Source organism: Bradyrhizobium sp. HKCCYLRH3059 (assembly GCF_051168035.1).
Classification (GTDB): Bacteria; Pseudomonadota; Alphaproteobacteria; order Rhizobiales; family Xanthobacteraceae; genus Bradyrhizobium.
In genome coordinates this window covers 1,468,619-1,481,030 of the sequence record NZ_JBNPUF010000001.1, presented here as the reverse complement: position 1 = coordinate 1,481,030, position 12,412 = coordinate 1,468,619, and the positions used below count along the sequence as shown (strand labels likewise).

Below are 12,412 nucleotides of genomic sequence, written 5' to 3'. Positions count from 1 at the left end.
GGCAACGCCGCCGACAACCATCGACAGCAGCAGGATCGCAGCCATGGCCGGTAGGCCGAGCCTGCCGTTTGCGGCATGCGGCGGCGGGGTCTGGCCCGGCTGCGGAGGTGGCAGCGTCGCTCCCGCAGCGGCCGTGCTGGCCGCCGTTGCGGCAGCGGCCGCCGGCTTGGACGCCGCATTGAACTTGAAGGGCTCGGTCTTGAACTTCGCTTTGGCCCAGGCCGCGGCCTTGTCGACCGCGGCAAAAGCACCCGCCCTGGTCGCCGGTCCGGCATCCGCCTGGACTGGCGTGACCGGGCGCGTCGCGGACGCCCCGGGTTTGGCCGCGGATGCCTGCTTGGCAACGGGCTCCGACTTGGCATCCGGTTTGGCATCCGACTTGGCAACAGTCTCCGGCTTGGCAGCCGGCTCAGGCCGAACGACGGCTTCTGTCTTGGTGGCAGCCACCGACTTGATCGGCGCGTCCGGCTTGATGGCCGTCTCCGGCTTCGGCGCGGCCGCTGCCATCGGGCCGACTTTCGGCGCATTGGCCGCGAGCATCGACAGCTTTGGTGTCTCGACCTTGAGGAGCTCACCGGCCGCAGCCGTCTTGATCGGGTCCGACTTGACCGGCTCCGTCCTGATCAGATCCAGGATCGTCGAGGGAGGTTTCGCAGCACTCGAGGCCACTGCAGCTTCGACTTTGCCCGGCGCCGCAACGTTGCCCCCCACCGCCTGGGGCTTGGTCAGCTCCGGCTTGACCTTGTCGGATTTGCCCTTGTCGGACTTGACCAGGTCGAGCCGCGCGGGCTCGGGTTTGGCTCGCTCCGGCTTCACCGCTTCGATCTTGGAGGGCTCGATTTTTTCCTGCTCGGCCGTGAGGGTTTCGACCTTGACCTGCTCGGGCTTGACCGGCTCGACCTTGGTCGTCCCGATCTCGGTGTCGGCCATCACCTCGGTCTTGATCTCGGACTGGCTGGCCTCCGGCTGTGGCCCGGGCGCGGTCACCGCTTCCACGATCTTCGCCTTCGGGTCGATGCCCGGACGGTCAGCCGCCGGCGCTTCGTGATCCGGCGCGATCATGGGCGGGGCGACGGTCGCGATCGCAGGCACGGCCAGATCGACTGCATCGGGGACTGCGGATGTCTTCGGCATCGCATCGACACTCGCACTGGCCTTGCCAGCGGTACCGGCCACGCCAAGGCTGGCCCGTTCGGGCTTTTGGTCGCTCACGTTCAGAGTCTCCGCATGACGTTGAGCACTTGGTAACCTTAGTTAGCGTTCGATTGATTGCCAAAATCTTACTTTTGGAAGGCTTACCTGAGTTTTAGGGATTCATACGGGGCGGATTTGCGCCGACAAAGTGGAGCAGATGTGGCGGACGGTGCCCGATTATTCAGCTCTGGCGGACGCGCCCGAGGGCAGCAAGCTCGATCGGCACGCGGCGCAGCGCGGTCGACGCGGCGTCAAACGGAGCCGCTCTCGCGGCGCGATTGCGCCCGAGCTTTGCCGATCATTCCCTCCTCGTCAGTCGGAGGGCGCAGGGAAGGCCGGGTGCCGACTGGCACCCGTGGCCCCCGTGCGGAAAGATTGCACGGGGCAGGAACCACAGGTTCAGCCGGAGCGACCCGGCCTTCCCTGCGCGATGGTGTTACGGCTGCTTCGTAGTCTCCCCGGTGCGCCGGGCTTTCTGGTCACCGTCATCCGCACGAGGCGAAGCCTGCATGCGAACTTGGCATCGGCATCGGGATGCCAGGACCCTACGACTTGACCGTCCGTACCTCGCTTGCTCGCCGGCCCGCTCGCGCAGAGCCCCAAGCCTGATACGGCCACCGCTCCCCGCTGCTACGCCTCGTGACGATCGGCCGAGCCGCCCCTCCTCATCGCGAACGGGATGGCCGGGATCATCGTCGTGATTTGCCCGACGCTGCAAGGCGGCACACATGCGACAAACTGGCTCGACGGGCAGTTGGCGCATGGACGGATTGCGGGAATTGCCCGTCGGGTGGGTGGGCGATGGGCGACTGCAGGCTCGCGAATGTTGTAGTCCTGCAATGCAATCGACAGATGGAAGGCATGAACCGTCAGCGAAATCACCTCCGGCCGAAGCGGCAACCACCGATTGCATAATGTCCCGTGCAGCCCGCCGTTTTCGATGAACGCTCTGGTTGCTTTCGTAGACTAATACTCTGCGTTCGGACTATTTTTTCATTTCCAGCATTTCAAGGGGAGCGCTCATGCGAAAGCTCATTTCTTCGATCGGATTTTTGTGCGCCGCGTTTTTGATCCTTGCCTCGCCAGGGGCTCACGCGCAGGCGACGCGGACCTGGGTGTCCGGCGTCGGCGACGACGTCAACCCGTGCAGCCGCACGGCGCCCTGCAAGACCTTCGCCGGAGCGATCTCGAAGACCGCCGCGGGCGGTGAGATCGACGTGCTCGATCCCGGCGGCTACGGCGCCGTCACGATCACCAAATCGATCACGATCGACGGCGGGGGGACGATGGCCTCGATCCTGGCATCGGCGACCAACGGCATCAACGTGAATGCCGGCGCCAACGACGTCATCATCCTGCGCAATTTGAGCATCAACGGCGCCGGCACGACCCTCGGCCTCAATGGCGTCAATTTCCTGGCCGGCCGAAAGCTCGTCGTCGAGAACTGTACCTTCGAGAACTTCTCGCAAAGCGCGATCTCGGTCGCGCCGACCGGTGCGGCCCAGGTGGTGATCGCGGACTCCTCGCTCAAGGCGTCCGCGTTCGGCGTCACGGTCTCGACCGCGAATTCGAGCAGCGCGATCAGCGTGCTCGTCTCTAACACCAAGGCCATCGAAAATGGCAATGCCGGGATATCCGCCACGGTCCCGGCCGGAAAGCCGGGGATGGGCGTGTTTCTCGACCGGCTGACCTCCGAGTTCAACAACACCGGCGTTCTGGCGAGCGGCAGCGGCGCCATCGTGACGTTGGGAAATTCCGTCATCCAGGGCAATTCCAACGGCGTCGTCCAGACCGGCGGCGGCTCCGTCTCGTCCTTCAAGAACAACGCAATCAGCAACAACGGCGTCGACGGCACGCCGCTCACGGGGATCAGCCTGAACTAGCGACGCCGCCGCGGGAAGCCCGGCATTTGGCGAGCTGCGCCTGCCGGACAACGTGCAATCACATCAGTGAGGTCCCGTTGCCGGCGGGACCTCGCTCGATTGCGTCGATGCTGGCGCTCAAACGCCGGGGGCGGCCGCGTGCTGGGCCGCCATCTCGGCATCCGCGGCGGTGACGCGCTGGAACGCCGGACGCTGGGTGATGCGCTCGGCGTAACGCGCGAACACGTCCTTGCGCGGCACGACGCCGAACATCATGGTCCAGTTGAAGGCGACGCCCCACAACACGTCGGCGGCGGTCATGCGCTCGCCGAGGAGATACGGCCCCTTGGCGAGCTGCTGCTCCAGCGCGCCCAGCATCGTATCGTAGTCGGCATAGGGTGACTGCGTGATCGGAGCCGGTTCGCGCTTCATGAAATGGTCGATCACGGCGGGCTCGAACGACGCACCGTAATAGGCGATCCAGCGCAGATAGGGCCCGCGCATGGCATCATCGAGCGCCGGCGTCAGGCCCGCTTGCGGAAACAGATCGGCGAGATAGATGAAGATCGCGACCTGCTCGGTCACGATCTGGCCGCGATGTCCGATCGTCGGCACCTTGCCGAGCGGATTGACGGCCAGGAACTCCGGCTTGCGCTGCTCGCCCGCCTTCATGTTGAGGACATGCAGATCGTAGGGCGCGCCCAGCTCCTCGAGCAGGACGCGGGTGCCGGCGGCGCGGGTCTGCGGCGAGTAATACAGCGTGATCTTGTCGTCGGCGGTCATGATGGTGTCCTCCCATTGCCGGCTGCGGTGCTGGCTTGTCGCACACCATACCTGACAAGGTGTGTCAGGTATGTTTAAAGAAGGGCATGCGCGCGAGCCGGCTGCTCTCCATCCTCACCACCTTGCAGGCCAAGGGACAGGTCACGGCGCCCGAACTCGCAGGCGCCTGCGAGGTCTCGGTGCGCACGATCTATCGCGACATCGACGCGCTCGCCGCGGCGGGCATCCCGGTCTATGCCGAGCGCGGCGCCGAAGGCGGATTCCGCCTGCTCGACGGCTATCGCGTGCGGCTGAACGGGCTGTCGCCGACGGAAACCGACGCACTGTTCATGGCGGGCCTGCCGGGCCCCGCCGCCGCGCTCGGGCTCGATGGCGCGATGAGCGCGGCGCAGACCAAGCTGGTGGCGGCACTGCCGCAAAGCCTGCGCGCCAATGCCGGCCGCATGCAGGCGCGCTTCCATCTCGACGCGCCTGGCTGGTTCGGCGAGTCCGAGGAGCCGACGCATCTGCGCGCCATTGCCGACGCCCTGCTCCGCGACGTCATGGTCGACGTCCGCTATCAGACCTGGCGTGCCGAGAAACGCCGCCGCGTCGCGCCGCTCGGCCTCGTGCTGAAGGGCGGCAATTGGTATCTCGCCGGGCAGGTCGAGCGCAGCGTGCGCACCTATCGCGTCGCGCGCATTCTCGACTGTGCCGTGACCGACGAGTGCTTCGCGCGACCTGCAGACTTTGACCTCGCCGCCTATTGGCGCGCCGCGACGGAGCGGCTGGAGGCGGAGCTGCATCCGAAGCAGGCGACGGTGCGCCTGTCAGCGCTCGGTGTGAAGCTGCTGGAGGTGTGGAGCCAGCCTTACGTGCGCGCCCGCACGCGCCTCGCCGACGACACCGATGCCGATGGCTGGCGCATCGTGACGATCCCGATCGGAACGACGCTGTGGCATGCCGCCGGCGAGCTGCTGCGCTTCGGGCCCGAGGCCGAGGTGCTCGACCCGCCCGAGCTGCGTGCGAAAATGGCCGAGCTGGCGCGGGCGATGGCGGAACGCTACGGCGGCGCATGAGCCGCGACGGCGTGAGTTGTGGACGTATTTTCCATCCGCATCATTGGCGAGAGGGGTGCGCGCTCACGTCCAGCCAGGATGAGCGCGACCGGCAAGTGAGCGCGACCGGTATGATCGGAGCTAAAGCACCACTGGTGTGTCGGGCAGCTCGTTGGGATCGCCGGCATGCGGCGGGTAGTGCCTGGCGAGCTCGCGTGACACCGCGGCAATGCCATCGACCACGCCCCGCTCAAAGCGGCCTGCGCGAAACTCCGCTTCCATCGCGCGGCAGATCGTCTCCCAGCCTTCGGCGCCGACATGTCGATGAATGCCGCGATCGGCGATGATCTCGACGTCGCGATCGGCCAAGAGCAGGTAGATCAGGACGCCATTGTTGTGCGCGGTGTCCCAGATCCGCAGGTTGGAAAAGATGTCCAGCGCGCGCTCGCGCGGCGGCTGGTCGCGCCACAACGGCCGGCCGTCGAGCGCGCCCTCGACGACGAAGCGAAGCTGGCCGGCATGGGTGCGCTCGCCGTCCTTGATCGCCTGCTCGATGCGTGCCAGCACAGCCGGCGTGAAGATGCGCTTCAGCTGCCAGTGATGATGCAGGAGATGCCGGCCGATCCGCCTGATGCTCATGGTCGCGCGCCTCGTCCTCACCAGTTGCCCGAGGCGCCGCCGCCACCAAAACTGCCGCCGCCGCCCGAGAAGCTGCCGCTGTCGCTCGAGCTGCCGCTGCTCCAGCCGCCGGATGACGAGCCGCTCGACCAGCCGCTGCCGCGGCGCCCGCCCGACGTCGGCATCGACGAGGACAAGCCGCCGGCGATGAAGGCAATGACGATGCCGGCCACGCTGGACAGCAGCGCAAGCGTGATCGATCCCACGAGCACCCAGGTCAGAATCCCCAGCGCGCCGCCGGTCGCAAGCGAACCCAGCAGCCGCCCGAACAAGGCCCGCAGCACGCCACCAATAAAGATCGCACCGAAGAAGGCGACAGGTGCGAACGAGGAGATGGTGTCGATATCAAGATCCGTGCCGTGCGAGGCCTGCGGCTGCGGCACCGGCAGACTCTCGCCATTGATCACGCCGATGATGCGGTCGACGCCGGCGTCGATGCCGCCGGCGAAATCGCCGCTGCGAAATCTTGGCGTGATGACCTCGTCGATGATGCGCCGCGCGGTGACGTCGGTGAGGCTACCTTCGAGGCCGTAGCCGACCTCGATGCGCAGCTTGCGGTCGTTCTTGGCGATCACCAGCAGCGCGCCGTCGTCGACCTTCTTGCGCCCGATCTTCCAGGCCTCGGCGACGCGGAGCGAAAACTGCTCGATGGTCTCCGGCTGCGTCGTCGGCACGATCAGCACCGCGACCTGGCTCCCCTTGCGGGTTTCCAGGTCCTTCAGCTTCTGCGTGAGGCCTGCGATCTCCGAGGAGGACAGCGTGCCGGTCTGGTCGACGACGCGGCCGGTGAGCTGCGGCACCGCGACGTCCGCCAGCACGATCGTCGCGAGGCAGACCAACAGCGTCGCAAGCAGCGCCTTGAGGACGGGCAGCGCGCGCACGATTCCCTGCTCCGGCTATTTCGACGGAGCAGGCGACGGCGCGTTGAAATCGACCTTCGGCGCGACCGATATCTCGCGCTCGTTCTCGACGGTGAAGTTGGCCTTTTCCTTGTAGCCGAAGACCATCGCGGTCAGGTTGTTCGGGAAGGTGCGGATGCCGACGTTGTACTCCTGCACCGCCTTGATGTAGCGGTTGCGCGCCACCGTGATGCGGTTCTCGGTGCCTTCGAGCTGGGACATCAGGTCGCGGAACAGCGCGTCCGATTTGAGCTGGGGGTAATTCTCGGTGACGACCAGCAGCCGCGACAATGCTCCGGTCAGTTCGCTCTGCGCCGCCTGGAACTTCTGCAGCGCCGCGGGATCGTTGACGACGTCGGGCGTGGCCTGCACGCTGCCGACCTTGGCGCGGGCGTTGGTGACGCCGAGCAGCACGTCCTTCTCCTGCTGGGCAAAGCCCTTCACGCTGTTGACCAGGTTGGGCACGAGGTCGGCGCGGCGTTGATACTGGTTGACGACCTCGGACCAAGCCGCCTTGACCTGCTCGTCATTGGTCTGGATGGCGTTGTAGCCGCAATTGGTCAGGCTCAGCGTCATCAGTGCCGCCAGCACGGTCAGCAATCTCCGCATCGCGCGTCCCCCTCTTCATCCGGTTGTACCGCCTTCACACAGCACAGCTTTGGCGACGGCGCAATGACAGCAGCCGGCCGCCGGACATGGGTCGCGGCGGCCGGTGCGTCGGTTCAGGGAGGTTCCGGGTCTGCCGCGGATGCGGGTCATTCGCGCGGAATGACCGGCGGAGAGAGGCAATGTCGTCTTTGCAGCGGGACTCGCGGCTGGATGAATGGGCCTGCGCCAACCACACACTCCGTCATTCCGGGGCATCCGCGCGCCCCGGACGACACCATAGGCGCTTACGCTCAACTGCCCTTGCGGTCGCGTAGCTGGGTCACGAACATGTCCTGCCAGCTCGCCGGCTTGACCTTGATCGAGCCGACGCCGTGCATGAACTCGGCGATCTTCAGCACGCCCTCCGGCGTCGACGAGAACCAGGTGTCCTTGTCCTGCAGCATCTCCAGCACGTCCTCCTTGGTGGTCTTCACCTTGGCGGTGCGGGCATAGATCTCGGCTGCGGCAGCCTTGTCGTTGGCGATCAGCGTGCAGGCCTCGTCGAGCGCATCGAGGAACGCCTGCACGACCTTGGGATTGGCGTCGACGAAGCGCTTGGGCGCGAACACCACGTCCATCGTCATCCGTCCGAGCACGTCGGCGGAATTGGCAACGCGGCGAATCTTCGAATCCTTCAGCTCGATGTAGGAGAACGGCGGCGAGGTGAAATGCGCCGTGATCTCGGTCTTGCCCGAGGTGAGCGCCGCCAGCGCCTCCGGATGCGGCAGGCCGACGGTCATCGGATCGAGCTTGGCGTAGTTCTCCTTGCCGAACTCCTGCGCCGCCATCATCTGCAGCATGACCGCCGAAAGCGAGGTCTTGATGCCCGGCAGGGCGATCTTGTCGCTCGGCTTGAAATCCTTCAGCGACTTGATCTCAGGATTGTTGGTGTTCATCCACAGCGAGGTCGAGCTGAGGCCGCTGACGCCGACCACCTCCACCGCCGGAATGCCCTTGGCCTTGGCCCACAGCGTGATGAAGCCGGGCGCGCCGGTGCCGGCGATGTCGAGCGAGCCGGCCATCATCGCGTCGTTGATGATGTTGCCGCCGTCGAGCATCTGCCAGTTCACCTTGAACGGACCGAGCCCGGCCTTCTCCGCCTGCTTCTCCATCAGCTTCTGATCCTCCATCACGATCAGCGGCAGATAGAGGATGCCGTAGCCCTTGGAGAGCCTGATCTCCTTGACCTCGGCCTGCGAAGCGCCGGTGGCGCCGAGCAGCGCGGTGAGGCCGAGCGCGGCGGCCGTGAATGATTTGCTCCAGGACATGGTCGTCTCCTTCCCTGTTGTTGTGCTTATAACTCGAAGTTCAGTGCTGCATGCCCCAGCGCCGCACCGTCTTGCGCTCGATGGTCGCGAACACGACGTTCTCGACGACGAGGCCGATGAAGATCACGGTGAACAGGCCCGCGAAGACGTTGGCCGTCTCCAACTGGTTGCGGTTCTCGAAGATGAACCAGCCGAGGCCGCCGGAACCCGAGGATACGCCGAATACCAGCTCGGCCGCGATCAGGGTGCGCCAGGCGAAGGCCCAGCCCACCTTCAGGCCGGTGAGGATGGCCGGAAATGCAGCCGGGATCAGGATGAAGCGCACCAGCTTCAACCCGCGCAGGCCGTAGTTCAGGCCGACCATGCGCAAGGTGTTCGACACCGAGCGGAAGCCGGAATGGGTGTTGAGCGCGATCGCCCACAACACCGAATGCACCAGCACGAAGATGATGCTGCCCTTGCCGAGGCCGAACCAGATCAGCGCCAGCGGCAGCAATGCGATCGCCGGCAGCGGATTGAACATCGAGGTCAGCGCCTCCAGCATGTCGGCGCCGATCCGCGAGCCGATCGCGATCGTGGTCAGCACGGCCGCCAGCGCGATGCCGATGCCGTAGCCGATCAGCAGCGTCTCCAGCGACACGAGGGTGCGCGCAGGGATGATGCCGTTGCCGATGTTCTCGAAGAAGGCTGAGAGCGTGTCGGTGAAGGTCGGAAACAACAGGGGATTGCCGAGCCACAGGCCATAGGCCTGCCACAGCGCGGCGAGCGCCACCAGGATGATGGCCTTGCGGACCGCACCGATATGGTAGATGCGTTCCAGCCAGGACAGGCTCGCCTCGACCTTGACGTCGCCGAGGGGCGTGTCTGCATTGACGATTTCGGGGCGCAGCGCCAGCGTCTCGCTCATGGATGCTCTCCTCGTCTCAGTGTTGGCCGAACAGCATGTCGTTGATGCGCCCTTCGAGGGCGACCTGTTCGGGCGAGCCCATCGTACCCGGCGGCACGCTGTTGAGCTCGGCGCGGACGCGGCCGGGATGCGGCGACAGCAGCAGGATGCGGGAGCCGATCTTGATCGCCTCCTCGATCGAATGCGTCACGAACAGCACGGTGAAGCGGGTGTCCTGCCAGAGCTGCAGCAGCTCGTCCTGCATCTTGCGCCGGGTCAGCGCGTCCAAGGCGGCGAACGGCTCGTCCATCAAGAGCACGTCGGGCTCCATCGCCATGCCCCTGGCGATCGCGACCCGCTGCTTCATGCCGCCGGAGAGCATATGCGGATAGGAGTCGATGAACTTGGTGAGGCCGACCTTGTCGATATAGGACTTGGCCCGCTCGTTGGCTTCCGCGGTGCCGAGCCGGCCGCTGGCGGTCAGCGCGAACACGACGTTCTCGCGCACCGTCTTCCACGGCAGCAGCTGGTCGAATTCCTGGAATACCATCATGCGGTCCGGACCGGGCTCGCTGACATCGTGGCCCTTGAGGCGGATGCGGCCCTCGGTCGGCTTCAGATAACCGCCGATCGCCTTGAGAAGCGTGGATTTGCCGCAGCCGGAGGGGCCGAGCAGCACGAAGCGGTCGGAATCGAAGACCTTGAAGTCGACCCGGTAGGTCGCCGTGACCAAGGTGTCCGGCGTCTTGTACTGGAGCGTCACGCCCTCGACCGAGAGCAGCGGCTCGAACTGAGATGGCGATTGATGGACGGTCATCGTCCTCCCCTCCTTTATATTGCAATGCGAAATTTCGCTCGGTGCACTTCGGCGCCCTTATTCGAAGTGATAGAGGAGGAGACTGACGCGAACCTGACTCCGAGGCGGACAACAAGACCTTGCGCATCCTGCTGGTGGAAGACACGCCCGAGATCGGCGCCGCCGTGACCAGCCGGTTCGAACGGATCGGCTATGCCGTCGACTGGGAAAAGGACGGCCGCACCGCGAGCGAGCTGATCGAGGTGCAGACCTATGATCTTATCGTGCTCGACGTGATGCTGCCGAACATGGACGGCTTTGCCGTGCTCAAGCACCTGCGCAAGCGCGGCCTGCGCACGCCGGTACTGGTGCTGACCGCGCGCTCGGCGGTCGACGACCGCATCGGCGCGCTCGACCTCGGCGCCGACGACTACCTGATCAAGCCGTTCGACTATCGCGAGCTGGAGGCGCGGGCGCGGGCGCTGCTGCGCCGGGCCGCCGGCCAGTCCGACAATCTGCTGACCCTGGGGCCGCTGGTGATCGACCGCGCCGGGCGCACCGCCAGCGTCGCCGGCCAGCCGCTGGACCTGACGCGGCGCGAGCTGACCGTGCTGGAAATCCTCGCCGCACGCCCTGGGCGTTACGTCGCCAAGGAGGAGCTGGTCGAGCAGCTCTTCAGCTTCGACCAGGATCCGAGCCCCAACGCCGTCGAGCAGTTCGTCGCGCGTCTCAGGCGCAAGCTGGCGGCGACATCCGTCGAGATCAAGACCGAGCGCGGCCTTGGCTATCAGCTCCACGCTTCGTGACCTCAGGACCTCGCTGCGCGCGCGGCTGCTGATCGCGATCGGCGCGATCCTGGCCGTCGGCGCCGTCGTGCTGAGCCTCGCCGCCCGGCAATATGCCGCCACCGCCGCGCGCGACGCCTATGACAAGCTGCTCGCCGGCGGCGCCGTGCAGATCGCCGAGAACATCTACATGCAGGGAGGCGTCGTGACGCTGGATCCGCCGGCGGCCGCGTTTGCGACATTGTCGGCCTATGACCTCGTGTTCTATCGCGTCACCGATCCGCGCGGCGTCGTCGTCGCCGGCTATGACGATCTCGCCGTCACCGCGCCCGCCAGGGCGCTGCGTGAGGGCGTCGTGCTGCGCGACGGCATCTATCGCGACCAGGCGGTGCGCATCGCGGCCGTGGCGCGCAAGCTCGACGGCGCGCCCGGCGACGGCTGGAGCGAGATCGTGCTGGCGCAGACCTTGCGCGCCCGCGACGCGCTGACCTGGGACCTCGCCTCCAAGGCGATCGGCCTGATCGCTGCGATGAGCCTGCTGGCGCTGGTGGCGACTGCGCTGTGCCTGCGGCTGGTGTTCGCGCCGCTGACGCGGATCGAGGCCGAGATCGTCAAGCGACGGCCGGACGATCTCAGTCCGATCGCGATCACGCCGCCGCGCGAGGTGCGCGCGCTGGTCGGCGCGATCGACGGCTTCATGCAGCGCCTCGCCGAGCGCATCGCGCTGATGCAGCGCTTCATCGCCGACGCCACCCACCAGCTGCGCACGCCGCTGGCGGCGATCGATGCCGAGGTCGAGCTGCTGAGCGATCAGACCAAGGACCCGAGGGCGTTCGACAGGCTGCGCGGCCGCATCGCGGATCTCGCCCGCCTCACCAGCCAACTGCTCGATCACGCCATGATCCAGCACCGCGCCCAAGCACCGCGCTTCGCCGCGGTCGATATCAACGCGCTGGCGAAATCGGTGCTGTCGCAGAGCGTGCCGCTCTCTCTCGATCGCGAGGTCTCCGTCAGCTTCGTGCCATCGGAGGACGAGGTGATGCTCGCCGCCGACGCCATCAGCCTGCGCGAGGCGCTTGCCAATCTCATTCACAACGCGCTGGCGCATGGCGCGCGGACCCGGCTGATGGTGACGGTGGAGCGAGCGGCGGCACATGTCGCGATCGTCGTCTGGGACGACGGACCTGGGATCGCAGCCGACGCGCAGCAACGCCTGCTGACCCCGTTCCAGAAGGGCGACGGCTCCCACGGCTCAGGCCTCGGCCTCGCCATTGCGAGCGAGGTCGCGCAGGCCCATGGCGGCCGTCTGCGGTTCAGCGGAGTGGCAGGCGACTTCAGTGTGCGACTGGAGCTGCCGGTCGATCGGTCGACGGCAGTCGATCCACGTCCAGATTCACAGCTCAAACAGCAGCAGACATGACGTCGTCGTCCCGCGGCGGACCACGCCCGGGTCTTGCGATCGACATGCCCTTTCGAAGATCGAGAGCGCGCAGGGAACGCCGGGAGCCTTCCAGCGTGCACTTGCAAAGTGTAAAGGCTTGGCGGAATGAGTTGGCAGAATAGCGAGACCGTGGAA

At 66.3% G+C, this 12,412-nt stretch carries 11 protein-coding genes; 4 read left to right on the top strand and 7 right to left on the bottom strand.

Annotated elements, in window-relative coordinates:
- Positions 1–2,216: 2,216 nt before the first annotated feature.
- Entirely contained in the window at positions 2,217–3,077 is an 861-nt protein-coding gene (locus tag ACQR13_RS06750) for a hypothetical protein (RefSeq protein ID WP_315752647.1), read from the top strand.
- Between the two features lie 117 nt (positions 3,078–3,194).
- On the opposite strand, the gene ACQR13_RS06745 is transcribed toward ACQR13_RS06750, so the two are convergent.
- The gene (locus ACQR13_RS06745; protein ID WP_315752646.1) at positions 3,195–3,839 is read right to left on the bottom strand and encodes a glutathione S-transferase family protein; all 645 of its coding nucleotides are present in this window, start codon (positions 3,837–3,839) and stop codon (positions 3,195–3,197) included.
- 86 nt (positions 3,840–3,925) lie between these two features.
- Here ACQR13_RS06745 and ACQR13_RS06740 point away from each other — a divergent pair, with 86 nt between their 5' ends.
- Complete coding sequence (locus ACQR13_RS06740; RefSeq protein ID WP_315752645.1) at positions 3,926–4,897, top strand: helix-turn-helix transcriptional regulator; 972 nt, start codon at positions 3,926–3,928, stop codon at positions 4,895–4,897.
- Between the two features lie 120 nt (positions 4,898–5,017).
- On the opposite strand, the gene ACQR13_RS06735 is transcribed toward ACQR13_RS06740, so the two are convergent.
- The 6 genes from ACQR13_RS06735 to ACQR13_RS06710 all read right to left on the bottom strand — a co-directional run bounded on the left by ACQR13_RS06735 (position 5,018) and on the right by ACQR13_RS06710 (position 10,072).
- A complete protein-coding gene (locus tag ACQR13_RS06735) occupies positions 5,018–5,515 on the bottom strand; it encodes a TPM domain-containing protein (protein ID WP_315713968.1) in 498 nt (165 codons plus the stop codon).
- 17 nt (positions 5,516–5,532) lie between these two features.
- On the bottom strand, positions 5,533–6,435 hold the full coding sequence (locus tag ACQR13_RS06730) for a TPM domain-containing protein (RefSeq protein WP_315752644.1): 903 nt from the start codon (positions 6,433–6,435) through the stop codon (positions 5,533–5,535).
- 15 nt (positions 6,436–6,450) lie between these two features.
- The gene (locus ACQR13_RS06725) at positions 6,451–7,062 is read right to left on the bottom strand and encodes a LemA family protein (protein WP_315713966.1); all 612 of its coding nucleotides are present in this window, start codon (positions 7,060–7,062) and stop codon (positions 6,451–6,453) included.
- Between the two features lie 290 nt (positions 7,063–7,352).
- Positions 7,353–8,369, bottom strand: coding sequence for an ABC transporter substrate-binding protein (locus tag ACQR13_RS06720; RefSeq protein ID WP_315713965.1), 1,017 nt, complete (start codon positions 8,367–8,369; stop codon positions 7,353–7,355).
- Between the two features lie 40 nt (positions 8,370–8,409).
- Entirely contained in the window at positions 8,410–9,276 is an 867-nt protein-coding gene (locus tag ACQR13_RS06715; protein ID WP_315713964.1) for an ABC transporter permease, read from the bottom strand.
- A 16-nt stretch (positions 9,277–9,292) separates the two neighbouring features.
- Positions 9,293–10,072: an ABC transporter ATP-binding protein gene (locus ACQR13_RS06710; RefSeq protein ID WP_315713963.1), complete on the bottom strand. Its 780-nt coding sequence runs from the start codon at positions 10,070–10,072 to the stop codon at positions 9,293–9,295.
- A 119-nt stretch (positions 10,073–10,191) separates the two neighbouring features.
- On the opposite strand from ACQR13_RS06710, the gene ACQR13_RS06705 reads away from it, so the two are divergent.
- On the top strand, positions 10,192–10,857 hold the full coding sequence (locus tag ACQR13_RS06705) for a response regulator transcription factor (RefSeq protein ID WP_315713962.1): 666 nt from the start codon (positions 10,192–10,194) through the stop codon (positions 10,855–10,857).
- Positions 10,832–12,256: a sensor histidine kinase gene (locus ACQR13_RS06700; RefSeq protein WP_434841699.1), complete on the top strand. Its 1,425-nt coding sequence runs from the start codon at positions 10,832–10,834 to the stop codon at positions 12,254–12,256. The genes ACQR13_RS06705 and ACQR13_RS06700 overlap by 26 nt, the downstream gene beginning before the upstream one ends.
- The last annotated feature ends 156 nt before the right edge of the window (positions 12,257–12,412 follow it).

What these genes read in the sequence shown, in the direction of transcription:
- ACQR13_RS06750 (WP_315752647.1), top strand. Translation starts at nt 2,217, where the DNA reads ATGCGAAAGCTCATTTCTTCGATCGGATTTTTGTGCGCCGCGTTTTTG.
- ACQR13_RS06720 (WP_315713965.1), bottom strand. Translation starts at nt 8,369, where the DNA reads ATGTCCTGGAGCAAATCATTCACGGCCGCCGCGCTCGGCCTCACCGCG.
- ACQR13_RS06745 (WP_315752646.1), bottom strand. Translation starts at nt 3,839, where the DNA reads ATGACCGCCGACGACAAGATCACGCTGTATTACTCGCCGCAGACCCGC.
- ACQR13_RS06725 (WP_315713966.1), bottom strand. Translation starts at nt 7,062, where the DNA reads ATGCGGAGATTGCTGACCGTGCTGGCGGCACTGATGACGCTGAGCCTG.
- ACQR13_RS06735 (WP_315713968.1), bottom strand. Translation starts at nt 5,515, where the DNA reads ATGAGCATCAGGCGGATCGGCCGGCATCTCCTGCATCATCACTGGCAG.
- ACQR13_RS06740 (WP_315752645.1), top strand. Translation starts at nt 3,926, where the DNA reads ATGCGCGCGAGCCGGCTGCTCTCCATCCTCACCACCTTGCAGGCCAAG.
- ACQR13_RS06715 (WP_315713964.1), bottom strand. Translation starts at nt 9,276, where the DNA reads ATGAGCGAGACGCTGGCGCTGCGCCCCGAAATCGTCAATGCAGACACG.
- ACQR13_RS06710 (WP_315713963.1), bottom strand. Translation starts at nt 10,072, where the DNA reads ATGACCGTCCATCAATCGCCATCTCAGTTCGAGCCGCTGCTCTCGGTC.